This window comes from Rufibacter radiotolerans, assembly GCF_001078055.1.
Lineage (GTDB): Bacteria > Bacteroidota > Bacteroidia > Cytophagales > Hymenobacteraceae > Nibribacter > Nibribacter radiotolerans.
Genome location: NZ_CP010777.1, coordinates 2,986,995 through 3,009,419, shown reverse-complemented (window position 1 = coordinate 3,009,419; position 22,425 = coordinate 2,986,995). Strand labels below are relative to the sequence as shown.

At 53.3% G+C, this 22,425-nt stretch carries 18 protein-coding genes; 7 read left to right on the top strand and 11 right to left on the bottom strand.

The genetic code is table 11. From position 1 onward, the window contains the following. Positions 1 to 36: 36 nt before the first annotated feature. Positions 37 to 2,013 (bottom strand): OmpA family protein, encoded by a 1,977-nt coding sequence (locus tag TH63_RS12380; RefSeq protein ID WP_048922815.1) that lies wholly within the window; start codon positions 2,011 to 2,013, stop codon positions 37 to 39. Positions 2,014 to 2,214: 201 nt separating this feature from the next. Here TH63_RS12380 and lon point away from each other — a divergent pair, with 201 nt between their 5' ends. The 6 genes from lon (at position 2,215) to TH63_RS12350 (ending at position 9,871) form a co-directional block, all read left to right on the top strand. Beyond that, on the top strand, positions 2,215 to 4,716 hold the full coding sequence (gene lon, locus TH63_RS12375) for an endopeptidase La (RefSeq protein ID WP_048921202.1): 2,502 nt from the start codon (positions 2,215 to 2,217) through the stop codon (positions 4,714 to 4,716). A 24-nt stretch (positions 4,717 to 4,740) separates the two neighbouring features. Next, positions 4,741 to 5,787, top strand: coding sequence for a type IX secretion system protein PorQ (porQ, locus tag TH63_RS12370; RefSeq protein WP_048921201.1), 1,047 nt, complete (start codon positions 4,741 to 4,743; stop codon positions 5,785 to 5,787). Between the two features lie 294 nt (positions 5,788 to 6,081). Then, positions 6,082 to 7,494, top strand: coding sequence for an ATP-dependent protease ATPase subunit HslU (gene hslU, locus TH63_RS12365; protein WP_048921200.1), 1,413 nt, complete (start codon positions 6,082 to 6,084; stop codon positions 7,492 to 7,494). Between the two features lie 212 nt (positions 7,495 to 7,706). Continuing rightward, on the top strand, positions 7,707 to 8,177 hold the full coding sequence (locus TH63_RS12360; protein ID WP_156180583.1) for a hypothetical protein: 471 nt from the start codon (positions 7,707 to 7,709) through the stop codon (positions 8,175 to 8,177). Positions 8,178 to 8,241: 64 nt separating this feature from the next. Beyond that, positions 8,242 to 8,970 (top strand): SDR family NAD(P)-dependent oxidoreductase, encoded by a 729-nt coding sequence (locus TH63_RS12355; protein WP_048921198.1) that lies wholly within the window; start codon positions 8,242 to 8,244, stop codon positions 8,968 to 8,970. A 109-nt stretch (positions 8,971 to 9,079) separates the two neighbouring features. Continuing rightward, complete coding sequence (locus tag TH63_RS12350) at positions 9,080 to 9,871, top strand: S1/P1 nuclease (protein ID WP_048921197.1); 792 nt, start codon at positions 9,080 to 9,082, stop codon at positions 9,869 to 9,871. A gap of 92 nt (positions 9,872 to 9,963) precedes the next feature. Here TH63_RS12350 and TH63_RS12345 read toward each other — a convergent pair whose 3' ends face one another. Next, a complete protein-coding gene (locus TH63_RS12345) occupies positions 9,964 to 11,133 on the bottom strand; it encodes a hypothetical protein (RefSeq protein ID WP_156180581.1) in 1,170 nt (389 codons plus the stop codon). Between the two features lie 334 nt (positions 11,134 to 11,467). Here TH63_RS12345 and TH63_RS12340 point away from each other — a divergent pair, with 334 nt between their 5' ends. Further along, the gene (locus TH63_RS12340; protein WP_048921195.1) at positions 11,468 to 12,043 is read left to right on the top strand and encodes a DUF4234 domain-containing protein; all 576 of its coding nucleotides are present in this window, start codon (positions 11,468 to 11,470) and stop codon (positions 12,041 to 12,043) included. Between the two features lie 115 nt (positions 12,044 to 12,158). Here the strand turns inward: TH63_RS12340 and prfB are convergent. From prfB to bshA, 9 genes are all read right to left on the bottom strand, one after another. Beyond that, positions 12,159 to 13,236, bottom strand: a protein-coding gene (gene prfB, locus TH63_RS12335; protein WP_156180579.1) for a peptide chain release factor 2 whose coding sequence is annotated in 2 segments (ribosomal slippage) — positions 12,159 to 13,175 and positions 13,177 to 13,236 — 1,077 coding nt in all. Because the reading frame shifts where the segments join, the coding sequence is not laid out codon by codon here. Between the two features lie 722 nt (positions 13,237 to 13,958). Further along, entirely contained in the window at positions 13,959 to 15,029 is a 1,071-nt protein-coding gene (locus tag TH63_RS12330) for a branched-chain amino acid aminotransferase (RefSeq protein WP_048922814.1), read from the bottom strand. A gap of 61 nt (positions 15,030 to 15,090) precedes the next feature. Continuing rightward, on the bottom strand, positions 15,091 to 15,642 hold the full coding sequence (locus TH63_RS12325; RefSeq protein ID WP_048921193.1) for a cob(I)yrinic acid a,c-diamide adenosyltransferase: 552 nt from the start codon (positions 15,640 to 15,642) through the stop codon (positions 15,091 to 15,093). Continuing rightward, a complete protein-coding gene (locus TH63_RS12320) occupies positions 15,639 to 16,373 on the bottom strand; it encodes an ABC transporter ATP-binding protein (RefSeq protein ID WP_048921192.1) in 735 nt (244 codons plus the stop codon). Before TH63_RS12320 ends, TH63_RS12325 begins: the two co-directional genes overlap by 4 nt. 9 nt (positions 16,374 to 16,382) lie before the next feature. Further along, entirely contained in the window at positions 16,383 to 19,418 is a 3,036-nt protein-coding gene (locus TH63_RS12315) for a tetratricopeptide repeat protein (protein WP_048921191.1), read from the bottom strand. 6 nt (positions 19,419 to 19,424) lie between these two features. Beyond that, on the bottom strand, positions 19,425 to 19,712 hold the full coding sequence (gene gatC, locus TH63_RS12310; RefSeq protein ID WP_048921190.1) for an Asp-tRNA(Asn)/Glu-tRNA(Gln) amidotransferase subunit GatC: 288 nt from the start codon (positions 19,710 to 19,712) through the stop codon (positions 19,425 to 19,427). Next, a complete protein-coding gene (locus TH63_RS12305; RefSeq protein WP_231583473.1) occupies positions 19,660 to 20,454 on the bottom strand; it encodes a lysophospholipid acyltransferase family protein in 795 nt (264 codons plus the stop codon). Before TH63_RS12305 ends, gatC begins: the two co-directional genes overlap by 53 nt. A 133-nt stretch (positions 20,455 to 20,587) precedes the next feature. Then, positions 20,588 to 21,157: an NUDIX domain-containing protein gene (locus tag TH63_RS12300; RefSeq protein ID WP_082161676.1), complete on the bottom strand. Its 570-nt coding sequence runs from the start codon at positions 21,155 to 21,157 to the stop codon at positions 20,588 to 20,590. A 108-nt stretch (positions 21,158 to 21,265) separates the two neighbouring features. After that, positions 21,266 to 22,408: an N-acetyl-alpha-D-glucosaminyl L-malate synthase BshA gene (gene bshA, locus TH63_RS12295; protein ID WP_048921188.1), complete on the bottom strand. Its 1,143-nt coding sequence runs from the start codon at positions 22,406 to 22,408 to the stop codon at positions 21,266 to 21,268. Positions 22,409 to 22,425: the final 17 nt, after the last annotated feature.

The following is a 22,425-nucleotide window of genomic DNA, read 5'->3' as shown; positions in this document are numbered from 1 at the left end:
AACGGCTCCCGGTCTTTTTATGGTCCAGCTTGGGTTTTACCAGTTGCCGGTCCCGCCCTCAGTGGGTTTAATGAGCTTGAATTCTACCCTTCTGTTTACGGCGCGGTCTTCCAGGGTTATTTCTGGTTTTATAGGTTCCGCGCTTCCTTTGCCTACCGCGTCTATACGGCCGGGCTCCAGTTTACCCTTGTTTTCCAGGTACTTCTGGATAGAGAAGGCCCGCCATTGCGACAGCTCTACGTTGGCGTCTGGGTCACCGCTACTGTCGGTGTGGCCTTCAATGCTGAGTCGTACTTTGGGGTGGTCTACCAGAAACAGCACAATGCGGTCCAGGGTGGGCTTCATGGCATCTTTTATCTCGGCCTTGGCCTCATCAAACTCAATGTTCTTGAAAATGAGCGGAATGCTGTAGTCAATCAAGGTGCTCATGATCTTCATGACCGTGTCATTCTTGAGGTCAATCTCTTTCTCAATGGAGAAAAAGTCTGGGCTCTGAATAAGCATCATGTAGCGGCTGTTGTCAATGAGGTCAAAGTCAAAAGAGCCGTCTTCGCGCAGATATTTGCTGGCCACCTCAATGCCGTTGTCCAGGTCAATGATGGAGATGATGCCGTTGAGGGGTTTGTTGGTAATGGAATCTGTGAGCACGCCAGTCAGTTTGGTCACAGCCAACGGGTGCGCCTCCATAGGCAGCGGGAACGAGAAAAGGTCCAGGTTCTTGAGGTCAGTGGGTTCTGAGCGGGCGTAGTACAGGTTGGTGGAGGCGGCGTTGATGGTGAAGTAATACTCACTGCCTTTGCCGTTCACCAGAGGGCCAATGTTGCGCGGTTCCTGCCACTGCCCGTTCACCCGGTAAGACTTGTAGATGTCAAAATCCCCAAAGTTGAGAAGCTGGCCCCGTGAACTGAAATACAGCACCTGGTACAGCGGGTGGAAATACGGGCTCACCTCGCTTTCCCGGGTATTGATCACCGGCCCCAGGTTATCGGCCGGCGACCAAAGGCCGCTCTTCATTTTGTAGGTGTAGTAGATATCAGACATGCCAAAGCCGCCCAGGCGGTCAGAGGCGAAGTATAGGGTGTCTTCATTGGGTGACAGGGTAGGCTGGGAGTCCCAGGCTTTGCTGTTCACGCTGGCGCCCAGGTTCTTTATCTGTCCCCAGGAACCGTCAGAGAGCCGGGTAGCGGTGTACAGGTCGCAGTTGCCAAACCCATCGGGGCTTTCGCAGCGGGCAAAGTAAAGGGTCTTGCCGTCGCGGCTAAGGCACGCGGAGCCTTCGTTGTAAATGCTGTTGATGGGCTTGCCAAACGACTGTCCTTCCTGCCAGAAGCCGTTCTCATAGCGGGAGAAGTACAGGTCCTCATCGGTGCCGGTGGCTTTCACGCCCTTGCGGCGCGAGGTATAGATGAACAGTTCCTCGTCGCGGTGCACCGCAGGGCCGTAATCTTCTACCTTGGAGTTGATGGCATCGCCCATGTTGGTGTACACGCCGCGCGGGGGCTTGAACGTAGCCACCGACTTGCGGTATTCCACCAGGTCATAATAGTGAGCCAGGGGCAAATAAATACTCTCTGATTTTGCCTCCAGGGAGTCATAGTACTGCTGCACCTGTTTTATGTCGGTACGGTGGTGTTTAAGCACCAGGCGGTAATAGGCGATGGCGGTTTCCAGCTGCCCTTCGCGTTCATACAACTGGCCCAGGCGCCAGAGCAATTTGGTGTCTCTATGGAAATTGTCAATTCCGAAGTTGCCCACGTAGTCTTCCAGTAAAGGCAGCACTTTTTCCCAGGCATTTTTATTCTCCAGCTTCAGAATATTTTCATACTTGGCCTTGTTGTAATAGTAAGGCACGCGGTTGATGTTGGGGAACTCCAACACCACCTCGGGCTTGGGGGCTTTCTGCCGGAGCGAATCAGAAACGGGTTTTTGCCTGAGACGCAGGGGAGACTTGGTCTGCGCCACCGCGGCCAAACCGAACGCCCAGAAGAACAGGAAAAGTAAAAAATGACGCATGCGGTACATAACAGATGAAGATCTGAAAAGCATTGTTCCAGAATACAGTACCAAATGTACTCTTTCTGGGGAAATTTATCTGCAGGCCTGCAGATTTCCGGTGATATATTGGCACAGCTCTTGACAAGTATCTATCTTCAAGACAAACAACAGAACTACGGGAGGAATGCTGCCAATTTGGCACCCTCAGAAAGACAACGTATGAATTATACCCAAGAGAACCTCCTCCAGCAACTCATGCTGTCAGATTTATCTGACGACAGCAATGGGGAACTGATTTCCATCATTACCTCTGAGTTGGATGATGCCGAAGGAGCGGAAAAACATAATCCAGATTCATTACCACTATTGCCCATCAGAAACACCGTTTTGTTTCCGGGGGTAGTGATTCCTATCACCGTAAGCCGGAAGAAATCTGTGCGGCTGGTGCGCAAGGCCTACCGCGGCGACAAGACCGTAGGGGTAGTGGCCCAGAAGAACATGCTCGCCGAAGACCCGGCTCAGGAAGATCTATACCAGGTGGGGACCATGGCCAAGATCCTGAAGATGCTGGTGCTGCCAGACGGCAATACCACCATCATCATTCAGGGGCAGAGCCGGTTCAAGATTGAGGAAGTGACCCAGGAAGAGCCCTACATGGTGGCCAAGGTGTCTTACTGCCCAGAGACATTTCCTAAAAAGAACAGCAAAGAGGTAAAGGCCTTGGTGGAGTCTCTGCAGGAGGCCGCCGCCAAGATCCTGAAGCTGAATCCCGAGATTCCGCAGGAGGCGCAGGTGGCCCTGGACAACATTGACAGCCCATCTTTCCTGACACATTTTCTGTCCAGCAACATCAACGCCGAAGTCTCGCAGAAGCAGAAGCTGCTGGAGATAAACGACGGCGTGGAGCGCGGCACCACCTTGCTGCAACTGATGATCCGGGAGATCCAGATGCTGGAGATAAAGCAGGAGATACACAGCAAGGTGCACACTGATATTGACGAGCAGCAGCGCGACTATTTCCTGCGCCAGCAGATCAAGGTTCTGCAGGACGAGCTGGGCATGGAAGGCCCCGAGCAGGAAGTGGAGAAAATGCGCGCCGCCGCCCTCAAGAAAAAGTGGCCCGAGCCCGTAGCCAAGCACTTCAACAAGGAACTGGATAAGCTTACCCGCCTTAACCCGCAGGCCGCTGAGTACCCTATTGCCCTCAATTACTGCGAGTTTCTGCTGGACCTGCCCTGGAATGACTACACCAAGGACAACTTCAACCTGAAGCGCACCAAAAAGATCCTGGACGCCGACCATTACGGCCTGGAGAAGGTAAAGGAGCGTATTTTGGAGTATCTGGCGGTGCTTAAGCTTAAGAATGACATGAAAGCGCCTATCCTGTGCCTTTACGGGCCTCCGGGCGTGGGGAAAACCTCGCTGGGCCGGTCGGTAGCCAAGGCACTGGGCCGTAAATACATACGCATTGCCTTAGGCGGCGTGCGCGATGAAGCCGAGATCAGAGGCCACCGTAAAACTTATGTGGGCGCCATGCCGGGCCGCATCATTAGTCAGATCAAGAAAGTGGGTTCTTCTAATCCGGTCATGATTCTGGATGAGGTAGACAAGCTAAACTCAGACTTCCGGGGTGACCCGTCCAGCGCGTTGCTGGAGGTGCTGGACCCCGAGCAGAACCATACGTTTGCCGATAATTACCTGGAGGTAGAATATGACCTATCTAAGGTGCTGTTCATTGCCACCGCCAATGCCCTGGATACCATTCACCCCGCCCTGCGTGACCGGATGGAGATTATTGAGGTGACGGGCTATACCATTGAAGAGAAAACCGAGATTGCCAAGCGCCACCTCTTGCCCAAGCTTAAGGAAGACCATGGCCTGCTGGCCAAAGATGTGGCCTTCTCCACCGCGGCTATCCAGAAAGTGATTGAAGACTACACCCGTGAATCTGGGGTACGAAACCTGGAACGCAAGCTGGGGGCGGTGGTCCGGAACATTGCCAAGTCCAAAGCCATGGAAGAGCAGTGGCCGGCCAAGCTGGAGCCGAAGGACGTGGTGCGTATTCTGGGTCCCGAAATCTTTGACAAGGAGCTCTATCAGGACAACGAAACCGCCGGCGTGGTGACCGGGCTGGCCTGGACCAGCGTGGGCGGCGATATACTGTTCATTGAGTCTCTGCTAAGCCGCGGAAAAGGGAAACTGACCTTGTCGGGCCAGTTGGGTGACGTGATGAAGGAATCGGCCATTACGGCGGTCTCTTACCTGCGCGCCCGCGCCGAGGAAATGGGCATTGACTACCGCCTGTTTGACCAGTACGACCTGCACATCCACTTCCCTCAAGGGGCCGTGCCGAAAGATGGGCCCAGCGCCGGTATTGCCATCTTTACCTCTATTGCCTCGGTGTTCACCCAGCGCAAAGTGCGCTCGCACCTGGCCATGACCGGTGAAATTACGCTGCGTGGAAAGGTACTGCCGGTAGGCGGGATCAAAGAGAAAATTCTGGCCGCCAAGCGCGCCGGCATCAAGGATGTGATTCTGTGCCAGAAGAACCGCAAGGACGTGAACGAGATCTCGGCGCATTACATTGAAGGCCTTAACATCCACTACGTGGACCGCGTGGACGAGGTGCTGGACTTCGCCTTACTACCGGAGAAAGTGGCCAAGCCCCTGGACCTGCGCGTGCGCGAAGACGCCATGCCCACCACCCAAGCCGATATTTGATTCTGACCTCTTTTTAGGAAAACAATGCCAAAACGCCTCTTCCTCCTGAGCTTCTTGCTGGTAGCCACTGCGCCGCTGGCCTGGGCCCAGGTGGGAGGGCGTTCTGTTTTCCAGTTCCTAAACGTGCCCACGCATGCCCGGGTAGCGGCCTTGGGGGGCGTGAATATCTCCTCGGGCCTGGAAGACGTAAACGCGGTGACCGCTAACCCGGCGCTGCTGCACGGCAAAACGAATAATCAACTGGGGCTAACCTACCTCAACTATCTGGCAGACGTGCGCCAGAACAACCTGCAATACGCCTTTGAAAGCACCCGCTGGGGCCGCAATGCCTTAGGTATCCAGTACCTGGACTACGGCTCGTTTACCCAGACAGACGCCACCGGCCAGGAGGAGGGAAGCTTCAGGGTTCGGGACTACGGAGTTGCTTTGTCGCATGCAGCCACCATTGAAACGTTCACGCTTGGGGCCACGGCTAAGGTGGCAGTTTCTAGCATTGCCGGGGATCAGGCGGTGGCCGCGCTGGTAGATCTAGGAGGCACCTTCAAACACCCGGAACAGGATTTTGTTGTTGGCCTGGCCATCAAGAACCTTGGCTACATGCTCAAAACCTACGGCAACGGCGAGCGCGAAGACATGCCCCTGGACATCCAGCTGGGCGCCAGCTATAAACCAGAGCACGCCCCATTCCGGCTATCAGTGACGGCGCACCAGCTCCAGCGCTTTGACATTGTCTACCTGGACCCCAACAAGAAAGGCACCCTCAACGAGAACAACGAGGAGGAGAAAGAGAAAAAGACCTTCGGGGATAAGCTGGCCCGCCATTTTGTGGTAGGCGGCGAATTGCTGCTAAGTGATAATTTTCAGTTGCGCGGCGGGTACAACCACCTCAGAAGAAAAGAGCTGGTAGTGGAGAACGCGGGCGGTATGGCGGGGTTTTCCTTCGGGGCCTCCGTGAAGGTGCACGCCTTTCGGTTTGAATACTCGTACTCCAAGTTCCACGTGGCCGGTGCGGGTCATTACCTCACTTTAAACACAGACGTTGATCGGTTCCTGAAGAAGAAACTGGACTAGGTTATGTGCTGAGGTTTTAAGGTGCTGATGTAGATTTAGAAAATTGAAGATGATTCCTGTTTTGGGCCTGTTTTGCTGAAAACAGGCCCAAAACAGGAATCCAGCAATGTAGCAACGTTACACTGTAACGCCGGAATCAGGTAGCCACCAGTATGGCTACCAACCACATTTTTATAATAACCGTTTAGCTTAGCTGACAGCAACTTTAGTAAACAGTAACAAGAGTAAATAAACAAGAAGAGACAGATGCGTTGTTTGAAACCAATCATTCCATCTCTCCATCAATATTAACCTATGTTAGATCCAAGCAAATACTTAACCCCCAGCCAGATAGTAGCGGAGCTGGATAAATATATCATCGGGCAGCATGATGCCAAGCGTAATGTGGCCATTGCCCTGCGTAACCGCTGGCGCCGCATGCACGCCGACCCCGAGATGCAGAAAGAGATTGTGCCCAACAACATTCTCATGATTGGAGCCACCGGCGTGGGTAAGACTGAGATCGCCCGCCGTTTGGCCGGTATAGCTGATGCCCCTTTCACCAAAGTGGAGGCCTCTAAGTTCACCGAGGTGGGCTACGTGGGCCGCGACGTGGAGAGCATGGTGCGCGACCTGGTAGAACAGGCCGTGAACATGGTTAAGACCCGCCGCAAGGAAGAGGTGAAACAGCAGGCTGCCCTGCAGGTGGAGGAAGTAATTCTGGATGCGCTGATCCCACCCATCAGTCAGCCGGGCAACCGCTCAGACATGATGGGCTTTGGCACCAGCGGCAACACCTCTTCTTCTGAGGTGCCCGAAAGTGACCTGGAACTGAACGAACGGACCCGTGAGCGGTTCCGGGAGAAAATCAGGAATGGCGAACTGGAAGACCGCAAGATTGACATTAAGGTGTCGCAGAACCCGTCTTCGGGGGTGGGGGTGATGGGGCCAGGCATGGATGAAATGCAGATGGCTGGCATTCAGGAGATGATTGGGAACATGATGCCCAAGAAAACGAAAAAGCGCAAGGTGACCATTGCCGAGGCCCGCAAAATCCTGTTGGAAGAGGAAGCGTCCAAGCTCATTGACATGGACGAGGTGAAGGAAGAAGCCATTATGAAAGCCGAGAACGCCGGGGTCATCTTCATTGACGAGATTGACAAAGTAGCCAGCGCCAGCGGCAAAGGCGGCAGTGGCCCAGACGTGAGCCGCGAAGGCGTGCAACGCGACCTGCTGCCCATTGTGGAAGGCACTACCGTGAACACCAAATACGGCGTCATCAAAACCGACCATATCCTGTTCATCGCCGCAGGCGCCTTCCACGTGTCTAAGCCCTCAGATCTGATTCCTGAGCTGCAGGGACGTTTCCCTATCAGAGTAGAACTGCAGAGCCTGAGCAAAGATGACTTCTACCAGATTCTCAAGTTCCCGAAGAACGCACTCACAAAGCAGTATGAAGAGCTGCTGCGCGCCGAAGAGGTGGAACTGACCTTCTCAGATGAGTCGCTGCACAAGATTGCGGAAATCGCGTTTGAGGTAAACGCCGAAGTGGAGAACATTGGCGCCCGCCGCCTGCACACCGTCATGAGCCGCTTGCTCAATGATATCCTGTTTGAAGTGCCAGACACCATTCCGCCTAACGCACACCTCATGATCACCCCAGAACTGGTAGAGGAACGCCTGAGAGATATGGTCAAAAATCGTGACCTGAGCCAGTATATTTTGTAGGAATCTTTCCCTCTGTCCTCCTGAAAGGATCTTTTGTGGCGAACTAGATAGGCGTTTAATTAACCGGTGTTACCGTTCGCCTACAAGATCCTTTTAGGAGGATTATAAAAATTAAGTGCCGTTGCCTTTTAGGTGGCGGCACTTCTTGATTATAGGTGTTTTATGGAAATGTTAGTGTAGAAAGCATCATGTTATTTTAGGCACTATCAACCATGAGAAAACGTCGCTTATCCAAAGCCAATCCGTTTATCTTGGCAAGTGTAATCTTGCTTTTGGGTATTTCAGGAGTAAGTGTCTTTGGATTAAAATTATGGGAAACCCCAGAGCAACGATTCCTAAAGGGGTACAACCAAGAAGTGAAAGATTGTGCCATGGCTAAAGGACTCGCGGAAAAGGAAGCAAAGGAAGGTAGGTTGACGTTGTTGGTGCCTCCGCCTTATGAAAACGATTCTTCTAAAATGCCTTATGCTTTCTATAAAAATCTAGCGGATGAGTACGGAGTAACCCTGGTACATATTAACAGTTGTATTGGCGTTCCTGAAGATGATTGCTTTAATTTAGTGGGCCGCCTTTTATTAGAGAAAAGATACGGGAAAGACCATATGTGCCAACTTTACGAAAAGATGCATGTGGCGCAATATGGGCCACAAAAGAAACCGAAAGACTCAACTATTTGCCCATGATTATGCGTATGCTCCAAAAGAAGATGCTTTCCGCATTCCTGATTCTTAATTCCTACTTATAAGAATGAACTACTACATCATCACCGGCACTAGCCGGGGGCTGGGCAAGGCCCTGGCAGAGCGCTTACTCAAAGACGACCAAAACTACGTGGTGGGCGTGTCGCGCAACTGCACTATCCACCATGCCCGGTATCGGCACCAGCCGCTGGACTTCTCAGACATTGCCGGGGTGGAGCATAACCTGCACAAGATCTTTGGGGAGTTTGAGAACGCTAAGAAATTAGTGCTTATCAACAACGCCGGGGTGATTGGCGAGATTGGTTACGTGGGGCAGAGCCAGAACGAGCATTTTGAGTTTGTCTTTGACGTGAACGTGATTGTGCCGGCCATGCTGATGAACATGTTCCTGCAGAGCTACCAGCACCGGCAGAACTGCCAGAAACTGGTGGTAAACATCAGCTCAGGGGCGGGGCGCAAGGCCAAAGACGGATGGGCCGCCTACTGCGCCTCCAAAGCCGCCCTGGACATGCTCTCTGAAACCGCGCAGCTGGAGCAGGAAAAGCTGGGCACGGGCGTGCAGGTGTTTTCTTTGGCACCGGGCATTATTGACACCGAGATGCAGGAACAGATCAGGGAAGCCGATGCAGAGCAGTTCAGTGGGGTGCAGCAGTTCAGGGACTACAAGGCCAAAGGGGAGTTGGCCAGCCCCGAGGCCGCAGCAAAAAAGGTGATGCAACTAATAGAAAATCCTTCCATTGCCGGGGGCGTCATTAGTTCGGTGCGTGATTTCTAAGAAGGCGTTTTAGGGCCGTTTTGGCCAAAACAGGCTTAAAACGCGAGGCCCGCGGGGGAGACCGTAATTTTCTCTATTTTTGCGGCGTTTCCACTTCAACTTAAATAGCATGCGCGCTTTCAAGAAAATATTGGCTCTGGCCTTGTTCGTGTACATTCCGCTTCAGTCTATGGGCTGGGGCATGTTGGGGCACCGCATTGTGGGCGAGGTAGCCGACCGTCACATTTCCTCTAAGACCAGAAAGAACATCAAAAAAATTCTGGGCAATGAGTCTATTGCCATGGCCAGTAACTGGGCCGATTTCATTAAATCTGACCCTACCTACAACTACCTGGACACCTGGCATTACGTGAACCTGAAAGAAGGCCTGAACTTCCAGCAGGTGGAAGTTTACCTGCACCAGGACACCGTCACCGACGCGTATACCAAAATCAATTTCCTTATCTCTGAACTGAAGAAAAAAGACCTTCCGCAGGCCCAGAAACAGATGAACCTGCGTCTGCTTATTCACCTCATAGGTGATGTGCACCAGCCCATGCACGTAGGTCGGCCTGAGGATCTTGGCGGGAACCGCGTACGGCTGGAGTGGTTCAACCAACCCACCAACTTGCACCGCGTGTGGGACTCTCAGTTGATAGAGTACCAGCAGTTAAGTTATACTGAATATGCCACCGCCATTAACTTCACCACCAAAGACCAGGTAAAGACCTGGCAGCGGCAGCTGGCCCCCGAGTGGTTCTTTGAGTCTTACCAGATAGCCGATAAGCTGTACAAAGGTATTACCAAGCCAGAGGAGAAACTTAGCTACCGCTACAACTTTGACCACATAGAAACCCTCAACGAGCGGTTACTGAAAGGCGGCGTTCGGCTGGCCGGTGTGCTGGACGAGTTATTTGGGTAACCGGTTGTTTTAAGCCCGTTTTCCAGAAAACACCTTAAAAACAGAGGCCACTCCCAAGCAGGAGTGGCCTCTGTTTTTATAAAGTTTGGTAATCAGGGCTTCACTTTCAAAGACTGCAGCTCAGTGTCTATTTTCTGGTTCCAGCGGGCCTGGGCAGCGTGGTTGAGGCCGTGGTCGGTTTCCTGGTCATATTGTTTCTGAAGCTTGTCCAGTTCCCAGAGTACCTCCAGGTACTGGTATTTGATCTGGCTTTCATAGTCTTCTAGGGTGAGTTTCTCAGGGGTAATCCGCTGTTTGTAGTGCTCTGAGACCAGTTTCACAATGTCAAAGTGCCGCTGTTCGTGGTTGAGAGTGTAGTCATCTTTGGCCTGGGGCAGGGCTTTGGAAAGGTTGCGCAACATGTAAGGCTTAGAGATGATCCTGATCTGGAGCACCCCGTCTTCTACCGAAGCCTGTATTTCATTGGAAATTCCGGGGAAAACAGACGCCGCATACCCTTTTGACAGCCGGGAACCTCCCTGGAAATCTGCCCAGGTTAAGGGGCGCTTGGGGTCATAGAACATGGTGTCGTCATCCATGCTTTGCTGATAGCCCTCAAAATGCACCTTAATGGAATGGGCGAGCTTCTCGTTGCCTGGGGCTTCCTGGTTTACCCAGGTGGTAAGGTAGCGCAACGAGCCTGCCAGTAGCCGCCGGAGCATGGGTTCCACCATAGAAGGCGGCATGGCCAGGGGACGTACGTAACCGGCGCTAGCGGTATAATCCAGCAGGTGCAGGTACTTGCCTTCGCGTTTCACCTCAAAGGCCAGGGTGATCTTCGCCTGACCGGCCACGCGTCCTTTCTCGGCGGGGCTTTCCCTGAGTTGGTATTCTTTCACCCGGATGATGATGGGCCTCAGGGCCTGGTTCTGTTTCAGGCTTTGCCGCACGTAGTTCTTCATGCCCGTCACGGCGCCGTCTTTCAAGTCTATGGGTTGCGCGGTGGTGGCGGGGGAAGAAGAGGAGGGGAGTAAAAACGCCACCGCCTTTTTATTGGGCCGCTCGTCTACAATGTCTGCAATATGGAATTCTTTTGCCGTGAAGGGCAGGGTCTCTTTCTGCAGCACAATGGGCTCCGGCTTAGAAGCAGGGGTGCCTGCCCCGGCCAGCAGGAAAACCAAAAGCAAAAAAAGCAGCGCCCAGCCTTTTTTGATAAAAGACGAAAGCGACGCGCCTCTACCCCTCGCCCGTGGCGCACTTATCTCAGGGCTAAAAATCTTCATGTAGTCACGTTCTTTAGAGGCAAACCCAGAACCAGGCCACCGGAGGAGAAAGCTTGGGTGTCGGGTCTTTGGTACCTCAAAAACAGAAGGCTATAAACAACAGTTCCTAGGGGTTGCGGGGATGAGAATATAATCTTACATTAGGGGAATAGTGCTATAGGCGGTCTGCTCTTTGGGTGCCTCAGCTCTCAGGCTCCTTCTGTCATCTGTTCCCTTTAAATTTGCTGTGCTCTGCGGAAGGCGGTTATATCTAAGCTATACTCTGGCCTAACCTAGGCTGGTTTCTTCTTTATATCCTGAATTAAATTATTCAACCTATAAAATATTCATACCCATGGAAGTAAATTTACCCGCAGACGGTGTCCCTGTTCCACCGGAGTCCTTCTCTTATTACACGCAGGAGAAGGAAGACATTATTGAAGAATATTACCATGTGCAACCCGTCTGGAAATTTGCGTTGCTCTGTGTTTTAACCTTCGGGATTTATGAGATTTACTGGTTCTACCAGAACTGGAACTTTATAAAAGAGTTTGAGGAAAGGGAAGAGATTATGCCTTTCTGGCGCTCCATCTTCATCGTCTTTTTCGGGCAGCATTTGTTTAGCCGGGTGTTGGTAAGAGCCCAGGAACAAGGTTACCAGGAAAGTTATTCCTCCGGGGGACTTCTGTTCGCGTTCTTTATCTTAACCTTATTATCCAGGTTGCCAGACCCTTTGTGGCTTATCTCCCTTTTCTCTTTTCTGCCGTTGATACCGGTTTTAAATGCCCGCAATTACTTCTTCAGGAAAGCCTGCCCCACCGGAACAGAGTCTACCACTTTTACCGGCGGCGAAGTGGCGTGCGTGGTGCTAGGGACTATTTTCTTTGGTTTGGTGGTTATTGGCCTGGCCATGGGCGATCAACCTTATTAATGTCTAAAGCAAAAACTCCATTCTGTTTTAGCCCTGTTTCAGCCAAAACGGCCCCTAAACAGAAAAGCCCTTCCTGAAACTCAGGAAGGGCTTTTCTGTTTAATCAGTTCAATACTTAACTCTGCATCAGGTACGCCTTGATAAATTCATCCAGGTCGCCGTCCAGCACGTTCTGCACATCGGTGCGTTCCACGCCGGTTCTAATGTCTTTGATGAGTTTATAGGGGTGCAACACGTAGTTGCGGATCTGCGATCCGAAGTCGATGCGTTTCTTGGTGCTCTCCACTTTGTCACGCTCCTCGTTGCGCTTGTTGATCTCAATCTGATAAAGCTGCGATTTCAGCATGCGTATGGCGTGCTCCTTGTTCATGAGCTGCGAGCGCTCAATCTGCACGGCAATGGTAATGCCCGTGGGTTTGTGTTTCAGGCGGACCGCCGTCTCCACTTTGTTTACGTTCTGGCCACCAGCGCCGCCGGCCCTATAGGTATCCCACTCAATATCGCCGGGGTTCACGGTGATCTCAATGGTATCGTCTACCACCGGGTACACAAACACCGAGGCAAAGGAGGTATGACGTCTTCCGCCAGAGTCAAACGGGGAAATGCGCACCAGGCGGTGCACGCCAATCTCCGCCTTCAGGTAGCCATAGGCGAAATCGCCGTCAAATTGCAGTGTGGCAGATTTGATGCCGGCGCCCTCACCGGGTTGGAAGTCTACCTGCTTCACAGAGTAGCCCTTGCGTTCCCCCCACATGAGGTACATGCGGTACAGCATTTCGGCCCAGTCCTGGCTTTCGGTCCCGCCCGCCCCGGAGTTTACCTCCAGTACGGCGCCCAGTTGGTCTTCCTCGTTGCTGAGCATCCGCTTGAACTCCAGGCCTTCCACGGTGGCCACGGCGGTGTTGTATTCGGCGTTGATTTCCTCCTCAGATACGTCGCCTTCTTTGTAAAATTCGAAGAGCACCTCTACATCGTCTACCGCTTTGGAGGTTTTCTCGAAATCATCGGTCCAGGTCTTGAGGCTTTTGGCTTCCTTAAGAACCGTCTCGGCTTTCTTGGGGTCATCCCAGAAACCGGGCGCCGCCGACTGGGCCTCAATGGTCGCTACTTGTTCTTTCTTGGTATCGTAGTCAAAGATACCTCCTCAACGCCTCTACCCGGCCTTTCAATTCTTTGATTTGTTCTTGGGTCATACTAGGGTGTGTTGCTTCTTAATACGGGTAATTAGCCCTTGCTGCAAAGATACTAGATATAAGAGACGAAGGTAAAAAAGGTTGTGGGGCAGCCCGCCGTTGTTAGTGAGAACACTAACAACGGCGGGCTGTGTTGGGAATAGAAGAACAAAATATAAAGGAATGCTCTTCCGGATTTGCAATCCGGAAGTATCGAAAGGGGGATTTGTAATCCCCTTAATGGTCCCTTTTGAGTTTTAGTTTACCCCTGGAGATGTACCCTCCTGTGTAAACACCCCTCTTCGCTCCCCTCAAGGGGAGAGTCTGCGCTGTAAAGCCTATTGCGTTTTGAGCTTATTTTCTTTAAAACAGGTTCAAAACATAAAAAAGGCATCCCCACGCATTCCCCGATTCCAGTCTTTACTCTGAGCGCCTCGCTTGTGGCCCTGCAGTACCTTTACCTAAGGGCGAAAGGCAAAGAGGCCGCAAGGGCAGTGCGAGGGGGAAAGAAGGGGCCCCGCGGCCGTGAGCGCTCGGAGGGAACAAATGAAACAACCAAAGCATAAGGACTCAGGAAAGAACAGACACTACGCCAGCGAAAGCCAACTGCATGCACCCCCTATGCTTATGTAGAACATCTGTAGCAGCTATAACCTACATCTCCTTCATAAAACAAAAAATCCGTTTTGAGGCAGTTTTAAGAAAAACAGCCCCAAAACGGATTACTTACAACTTCTTAAAGATTACTCCACCGGCACTACCCATCCATGCGGATCTGGAGAGATGCCGTAGCGGATGTTATCCAGTTCCGTGGCAATCTTGTTGGAAAGCTGACGCTCCTCTACCGGAGGTAACATCATTTCCTCGCCCCGGAAGGTGATGGATTTGATATGCGCGATGGTGGCGGCGGTACCGGTCCCGAAGGCGTCTTGCAGTTTGCCCGCGTGGTAGGCATCCACAATCTCCTGCACTTTAATGCGTCTTTCCTCCACGGGAACGCCCCAGTCGCGGGCCAGTTGCAGGACGCTGTCACGGGTAATACCAGCCAGAATAGAAGTGCTCAGCGCGGGGGTTACCAGTTTGCCGTCTATCACGAACATCACGTTCATGGTGCCGGACTCCTCAATGTAGTTGTGCTCGCGGCCATCGGTCCAAATGATCTGGTGGAAGCCCTGTTCATGGGCTTCTTTGGCGGGTAGCAACGAACCGCCGTAGTTACCGGCCGCCTTGGCGAACCCAAAACCGCCTTCTACCGCGCGGGTATAGGTCTCTTCAATCTTTACACGTACCGGCTCTGAGTAATACCCGCTGGCCGGGCTGCAGAAAATGATGAACTTGTATTCCGTGGACGGACGAACCCCCAGCAGGCCTTCTGACCCGAACATGAACGGACGGATGTAGAGCGAGTAGCCAGGGCGTTGGGGTACCCAGTCAGCGTCCAGGGCAATCAGTTGCTTGAGGCCTTCCATGAACAGCTCCTCCGGAATCTCTGGCATGCAAAGGCGCACGGCAGATTTGTTCATGCGGGCCCAGTTGTCTCTGGGCCGGAAAAGCACCACTTTGCCCTGTGGGGTCTTGTAGGCTTTCATCCCTTCAAACATGGCCTGGCCGTAATGCAGGGCCGCCGTGGCGGGGCTTAACTCAATGGGGCCGTAGGGCAAGATCTGTGGTTGTTGCCAGGCACCATCTTTATAATCAATGACCAGCATGTGGTCAGCGAACACTTTTCCAAACTGGAGGTTGTCTAAATCTAGGTCGGCCAGCTGGCTGGCTGTGGTAACGGTGGTAGGTATGGGCATGGCGTCTGTTTGCATGTAGTTGGTGTTAGGGATGAGCATTAATACGTAACTGCGGTAATTCTGAATAAAAAAAGCCTCACATACGAGGCTTCCAAGTTATTTCTTTTACTCCTAATTCAAAACCAATGGCGCGGCTTAAAACAAAGAGGTAGTCTGAGAGGCGGTTGAGGTACTTTATAACTAGGTCATCTACGTGTGATTCTTCCTGCAGGGCAATGATCAACCGCTCGGCGCGGCGGCAAACGGTTCGGGCCACGTGGCAGAAAGAAACCGATGGGTGGCCGCCCGGTAACACAAAGCTCCGCAGCGGAGGCAGGGTTTGGTCTAATAAATCCATCTGCTGTTCCAGGAAGGTGATATCGCCCTCGTGCAGGTCTGGGGTTTGTACCTTGCCTTCCTTCTCAGGATCGGTGGCTAGGGTAGAGCCGATGGTGAAGAGGCGGTCCTGTATCTCAGAGAAAATATCCTGGCGCTTCTGGTTTATTTCCTGGTCGCGCACCACCCCAATAAAGGAGTTCAGTTCATCTATGGTGCCGTAGGCTTCAATGCGCAGGTGTGATTTTTTAACGCGGGTCCCACCAATAAGGGAGGTTTCGCCCTTATCGCCGGTCTTGGTGTAGATTTTCATTGCTGGTGGTTAAGCGTGGCCGCCTGCACGGCAGGGACCTTGATATTTAAATTGGGCTCATCAGACTCAATCAGTCCATCGCGCAGGCGTACAATTCGGTGGGCGTAATGGGCAATATCATCTTCGTGGGTTACCATAATAATGGTGTTGCCTTTGGCGTGCAGGTTCTCAAACAGGCCCATGATCTCATAAGAGGTCTTGGTGTCCAGGTTACCGGTAGGCTCATCTGCCAGGATAATGCTGGGGTCGTTGACCAGGGCGCGGGCCACGGCCACCCGTTGGCGCTGCCCACCAGATAGTTCATTGGGTTTGTGGTGGGCCCTGTCTCCCAGGCCCACGCTGGCCAGGGCCGCCATGGCGCGCTCTTCCCGCTCAGATTTGCCGTAGCCGGCGTAAATGAGCGGCAGGGCCACGTTGTCTAGGGAAGAGGAGCGGGGCAAGAGGTTGAAGGTCTGGAACACGAACCCAATTTCCTTGTTCCGGATGGTGGCCAGTTCATTGTCTGCCATGTTGCTCACGTCATGGCCGTTCAAAATATAGGTACCGGAGGTAGGCGTGTCCAGGCAACCCACAATGTTCATGAGCGTGGACTTTCCGGAGCCGGAAGGACCCATGAAGGCCACGTATTCGCCTTTCTGGATCTCAATGGAGATAGACCGCAACGCATGTATGGTCTCCGTTCCCATCTGGTAGATCTTGGAGATATTCTCAGTTTGAATGATGGTGCTCATACAGGGTTTTTATTGCCACCCTTGCTGCAGCGCCTCTGTGGCCTGCAATTGGGCGTCTATTTCTCTTTTAAAGATAAGGTATTCCGGGGCACTTAGCAAAGGCTCCAGTTGCTCCAGCCCCTGCAGTGCATACTCCCGCAGTCCCTGGTTTAAAGCTGTTTTAATGTAAGACTTGCGGAGCGTCACCGACGCCGGATTGAATTCAATGGCCTCCAGCAGTAACTCATACGCCCGCATAGACTGTTTCTGGGCAACAAAGAAATCGGCGGCGGCCAATTGCCCAGCCTCCAGACCCGGTGCGCGTTGCAGCAGCTGGTTGTAGAGATTAGTCGCAGCCTTGGTGTTTTTATTACGCTGGGCCAGCAAGGCCTGGTAATAAAGCCTGATGCCCGCATCCTGTGGCGTGAAATAAAGTTTAGGCAGTTGGGCGCTCAACTCCTGCCACTGGCCGTTCTTCCACCACAGTTCTGCCTGCAGGGCATTGGCTTCTGATTTAAGCGGGTTTTTGGGGAAACTGCCTGGAAAGTGGATGCGCAGCAGGTTGCCGGCGGTAGTGAAGTTTTTCTCCTGCAGGTACCGCTTCACCAAAGGAAGGGCCGCCACCGGTGCCAAAGCCGGGGTGGTGATCTGGTTCGCGATAACTTCCACCTGGGCCAGCGGCAAAGAAGCCGCCCGCAACTGCAGAAACTGTACTTTCAGAGAATCCGGGGCCGCAGTGGCCTGTTCTGGAATTAGTTGCGTGGCGATGGCTATTTGGGTAGCCGCTTTTTTCTGCCATGCTTCTGGGTACTGCTGGGGTGCCAGCGCTATCTGGGCCGCCTGCGCGCCATCACCTGCCAAAGCAATGGCTACCACAGCATGCAAGTGCGCGTCTCGGTAGCCGGTTTCGCGGGCCTTCTGAAAATAACTGGCCGCCAAAGGGTAGAGGCGCGCGCCCATCATCCACTGACCCAGGATATCATAGTAATAACCGGCTGCCCCGCCGCTGGTGCTGGCCAGCGCCTCTAAATTGGCTTTCGCCTGGGCTGGAGCCCCTTTCTTATACAACAGTAACGCTTTTGCCAGGCTCAGATCCCCGTGGAAGTTCTGGTTGCCTTCCTGCCGCATGAGTTGGTCTAACCTTGAGAACACCGCGCTGTCTTTACCGTTTCCCGCAAACAGGTGCCGGTTAAACTCATAGGCAAAGCTTTGGGTAGTCAAGTTACTATCAGCCGCTAACGCGGGTAGGTTTCCAGGCTTAGGCGCGTTGGCGACCGACGAAATGGCCAGCCGGTTGGTAAGCAAGGGGCCATAGGTGCCGGTGCCGTATTTCTGCGAGAATTCCTGGGCCTGTTTGGCAAAGCCATGGCTGGCCAGAAAATGCAGTTGGTTGGCCTGGATCACCTCCGGTTCGGGGCTTTGCGCCAGGGCAGCGTCCAGGTAGAAGCCGGCCGAGTCTGCAAAAGAGGTGGTGCCATACAATAGGCCCAGGTTATTGAGCAGCGGCGCGTTGGTGGGGTAGCTTTTCACGGCCTCCTGCAACACCTTGAGGTGGTCAAAGAGGTCGGCAGAATTAGTGTAGAGGTTGGCTAGGCGCAGATAAGCCTCCGGCGAGGTTTTCTTTTCCATCACCTCGCGCAGGCGCTGCATCTCCAGGTAGCGCATGCCGGCCTGGTGGTACATGTCCGTGAGGGAGAAACTGGAGCGGAGGTTGTTCTTGGCCAGGACCGTGCCCTCATTGTAGAACTGCTCGGCCAGGAGCGGACGCTCCTCGGTTTGGCGGTATAGGTCACCCAGGTAATTGAAGTAACCGGCCTGGTGCTGGAAATAAAGGGCATATTGGCTACGCACCAGCATCACTACTACCAGCACCGTGCCCATTAGGTAAACGGTGAAAAACGGCAGCATCTTAGGGTCATACACTACTTTGTACACCCGCAGCTTCTGTTTAAGGAGGGGCCCGAAGTTGATGACCACGTATAGGAAAAACGCTACCCCGTACGCCAGGTGGGTCAGGATAACAGCGCTTCTATAGGCATTCACCAACGGGTCATTAGCCAGCAAGAAGGCGTAGCCCAGGTTCAGGAAGGTTAGCAGGGCCAGCACCAGGTATAGCGGCACGGCCTCGGTCTCAAACCGGAAAAAGCGCGCGTACTGCACCTCCCGTTGCCGAAGTCCCCAAAGGCCTACCACCGCAGAGATCAGGAAAACCAGCAACGCATCCAGCCCGGTGAAGGCAAAAGGGAGCATGCCGGTCTGCTGCAAATACAGTAACAGCAGGTTTCCCAAATACAGGGCACTGATCAGCACAAACTGCACCAAGCCAAACCGCCGCTGGGGCTGGTGCGCCTGCGTATTGAACCACAACAGGCCGTGCAGGTTCTCATAGGCCACCAGCACCATGAACAGCACTGAGGCTACAAAACCGGCAATGGTACTGTAGTTGACTACATGCAACGCCGTCAACTCAGCGGGGAGCGGCGAAAATTGAAACAAGGCAGCGTTCAGTCCCAGTAAAAGCGCAGCAAAAACCAGAAACCGGCCCAGAAATGAGGCGCGGGTCCAGAAGGCGTGGAATAGGAAACTCGTCAACCCCAGCGTGCCCAACCCAAGCATGAGCATGTAACGGCTGGTGTCTGAGAAGATGCCCAGCAGGTCAAGGTTGAGGGTGGAGAGCCAGAGCATGCCCAGCGCCACGGCCACGTAATACGGTATGCGGCGCAAGGTGCTGGCAATGGTCCAGAAGAAAGCCATGGCCACCATAATGCCGGCAAAATAGGTCCAGGTGGCCCACAACGGCAATTGCATGTCCCCAATGGTGTAGGTTTCCGCTACCAGGTAGGCGTTTACCTCTACCCGCATGGGGGTGAGCAAGGGAGAAGACGGGTTTAATTGCGCCTCGGCGGGAAAGAGGTCAGCTTGTTTCTCCAGCGGAAAGACCAGCTGCTCCCCTTTAAAATAACCGTAGAAACTGAGGGCCATCGCCCCCAGCACCAGGGCCGTCAACAAAAAATACAGGAATCGGCGGCCGGGCTCCACGGCCGGCCAGAAAGAGAAAAGCTTCATTCTGGCTTACTCCAGAACTTTTGGCACCCTGAAATAGTCTGAGTCTTTGCGCGGCGCCAGTCTTAAAGCGTCTTCGTGGCGCACGGTGTTCTGGGCCACGTCTTCTCGCATCACGTTCACTTCCTCTGAGATATGGATCAGCGGCTCCACGTTCTGGGTATCCAGGGCGCGTAGCTGGTCTACCCAGTTCAGGATATTGTTCAGGTCTTTGAGCATCTCCTGCTCTTTGGTCTCGTCAAACTCAAGCCGGGCTAAGTGCGCCAGCTGCCGTAAGGTTTCTATGTTCGTGCTCATGGTTCTTCTGGTGTAGGGTCTCTTGAATTAAGGAGTAGGTCTGCTGTTTCAGGAACTCCAGGTCGTGTATGGTCAGGCCCTCCGTGGGGATGGGCTGGTGAATGATGATTTCTAATGGGTGGTACCGGATGATCAACTTGCCCTTCACATCCGGTAGAAACAGGTGGTTGTAGGGCATGGTGATGGGCACCAGGGGCACCTGCTTCTCAATTGCAAGTTTAAATGGGCCGTCTTTGAAAGGCAACAGGGTATGGCCCGACTCCGGGGAAATCTTGCCTTCGGGGAAGATGACCACGCTGCGACCGGCTTCCAGGCTTTGCTTGCTGGCAATATAGGCCTTGGCACTGCTGATGGCGCTGTCGCGGTCCACGGAAATGTAGAGCGCATCATAAATCTTCCCCCAAAGCGGCACCTTGGTCAGGGATTTCTTGCCCACGAAGTTCAGGAAGCCGGGTATGGCCGCCAGAATCATGGGGATGTCAATATAAGAGCTATGGTTGGGGGCGAAGACGTATTTCTGCTTGGGGTCCAGCAGTTCCTGACCCTGCACCGTCACCGGCATCAGGTACATGCGCAGCTGGATCTTGGCCCAGAGACGGTTTAAGTTGTGGGCATGCCGGAACCGGTTGGGTTTGGCAATCATGATCCTGAAAAGCGGGTAGGAAGTAATAAAAGGCAGCACAAACCAGGTGGTGCACCACACGGCGTATACTTTTTTCCTGAGTCCTTTTAGCTTTCTCATGCGTCCAAAATTACTAATAATTGACAAAGGCGCCACATGGTATATGTCGCGAAGCTGTTTTTGACCTGTTTTCAGGAAAACGGCTCTGAAACGGCAACGCCCAGCCCGGGCACTTAGTGCCAAAGCCCGCCTTTTATTTTGGACGCCGGCTTAACAAAATCTTCTCGGCTTTGAGCAAGCCGGCCACACTAATGGCGTCTGTGATCTCATTGTCCATGACCATGCGCACGGCCTCTGAGAGCGGTAGTTTCCAGATTTTAATGTCCTCCGTTTCCTCAAATTCGGTTTCTCCGGCGGTCAGTTCCTCGGCCAGGAACACAAAGCCTTCCTCATCGGTCACGGAGTTGGAGGTGTGCAGGCGGGCAATCATGGTCCACTCTTCGGCCGTAAAGCCGGTCTCTTCCTTCAGCTCACGTTTGGCCGACTCCAGCACGTCCTGCTCCACGGGACCACCGCCCATGGGTATTTCCCAGGAGTATTCCTTTAAGGGATAACGGTACTGGCCTACCAGCCAGGTGTTGCCCTCCTCATCTACGGGCACAATACCAATGGCCTTGTTTTTCATGGACACAATGCCATAGATGCCCTGCCCGCCGCCGGGGTTGATCACCTGCTCTTCGCGCACGCTTATCCAGGGATTGCTGTACACCGGTTTTGAGTCTAAGCTGGTCCAGGGGTTTTCTGTAGAGTGGTCTGGTTTCACGTGGGGAATTATGTGCTGATTGGGAAATGAGCTAATGTGCTATTTTCTGTTTTGGGCCTGTTTTCTGAAAAACAGGCCCAAAACAGACTAGAGTAAATCGGTTTTGTTTTAAACCTCGGCCTGGGCCTTCACAATATCAGCGGCTTGCTGGTAGACGGCCTCGTACATGGGCACAATCTTGTTGATCTCAAACTCCTTGGCCCGCTCCAGGGCGTTGGCTTTGAAGATGGGCAACTGATCGTCTTGCAGCACGAAGAGCGTGTTTTTGACCATGTCTTTCACATCGCCCACGTTGCTCACGAAACCGGTCACGCCATGGATGTTCAGCTCTGGTAAGCCGCCGGCGTTGGAGGAGATCACGGGTACCTCGCAGGCCATGGCCTCCAAGGCCGCCAACCCAAAGCTTTCCTTTTCTGAGGGCATCAAAAAGACATCGGCCACGGACAGAAGTTCTTCCACGGCTTCCAACTTGCCCAGGAACCGCACGTCGGCGCAGATGCCCAGTTTGCGGCATAGGTTCTCCATTTTAGGGCGTTCCGGTCCGTCGCCTACCAGCAGTAGTTTGCTGGGGATTTTCTCGCGCACCTTGGAGAAGATCTTGATCACATCGCCTATGCGTTTCACGCCCCGGAAGTTGGAGGTATGCACCAGCAGTTTCTCTCCGAATGGCGCAATTGCCGATTTGAAGTGGTCTTTGCGCTGTTTCTGGAAACGCTCCAGGTTAATGAAGTTGGGGATGACGACAATTTCTTTCTCAATGGCGAAGTACTCATACGTCTCGCGGCGCAGGTCTTCAGACACAGAGGTAACGGCGTCAGATTTGTTGATACTGAAGGTCACCACCGGCTCATAGGAGGCGTCTTTGCCCACCAGCGTAATGTCTGTGCCGTGCAGGGTGGTGATAACCGGAATCTGGATGCCTTTGGTGAGCAGGATCTGCTTGGCCATATACGCCGCCGAGGCATGCGGAATGGCGTAGTGCACGTGCAGCACGTCCAGCTTTTCATACTGCACAATATCCACCATCTTGCTGGCCAGGGCCAACTCGTAGGGTGGGTACTGGAAAAGCGGGTAGTTGGGGATGTTGACCTCGTGGTAGAACAGGTTCTCATTGAAAGAATCCAGACGGGCCGGTTGGCTATAGGTGATAAAATGCACCTTGTGGCCTTTTTGCGCCAAGGCTTTCCCTAATTCGGTGGCTACCACTCCGCTACCGCCAAAGGTGGGGTAACATACGATTCCAATCTTCATACGCGTATGGGTTTACC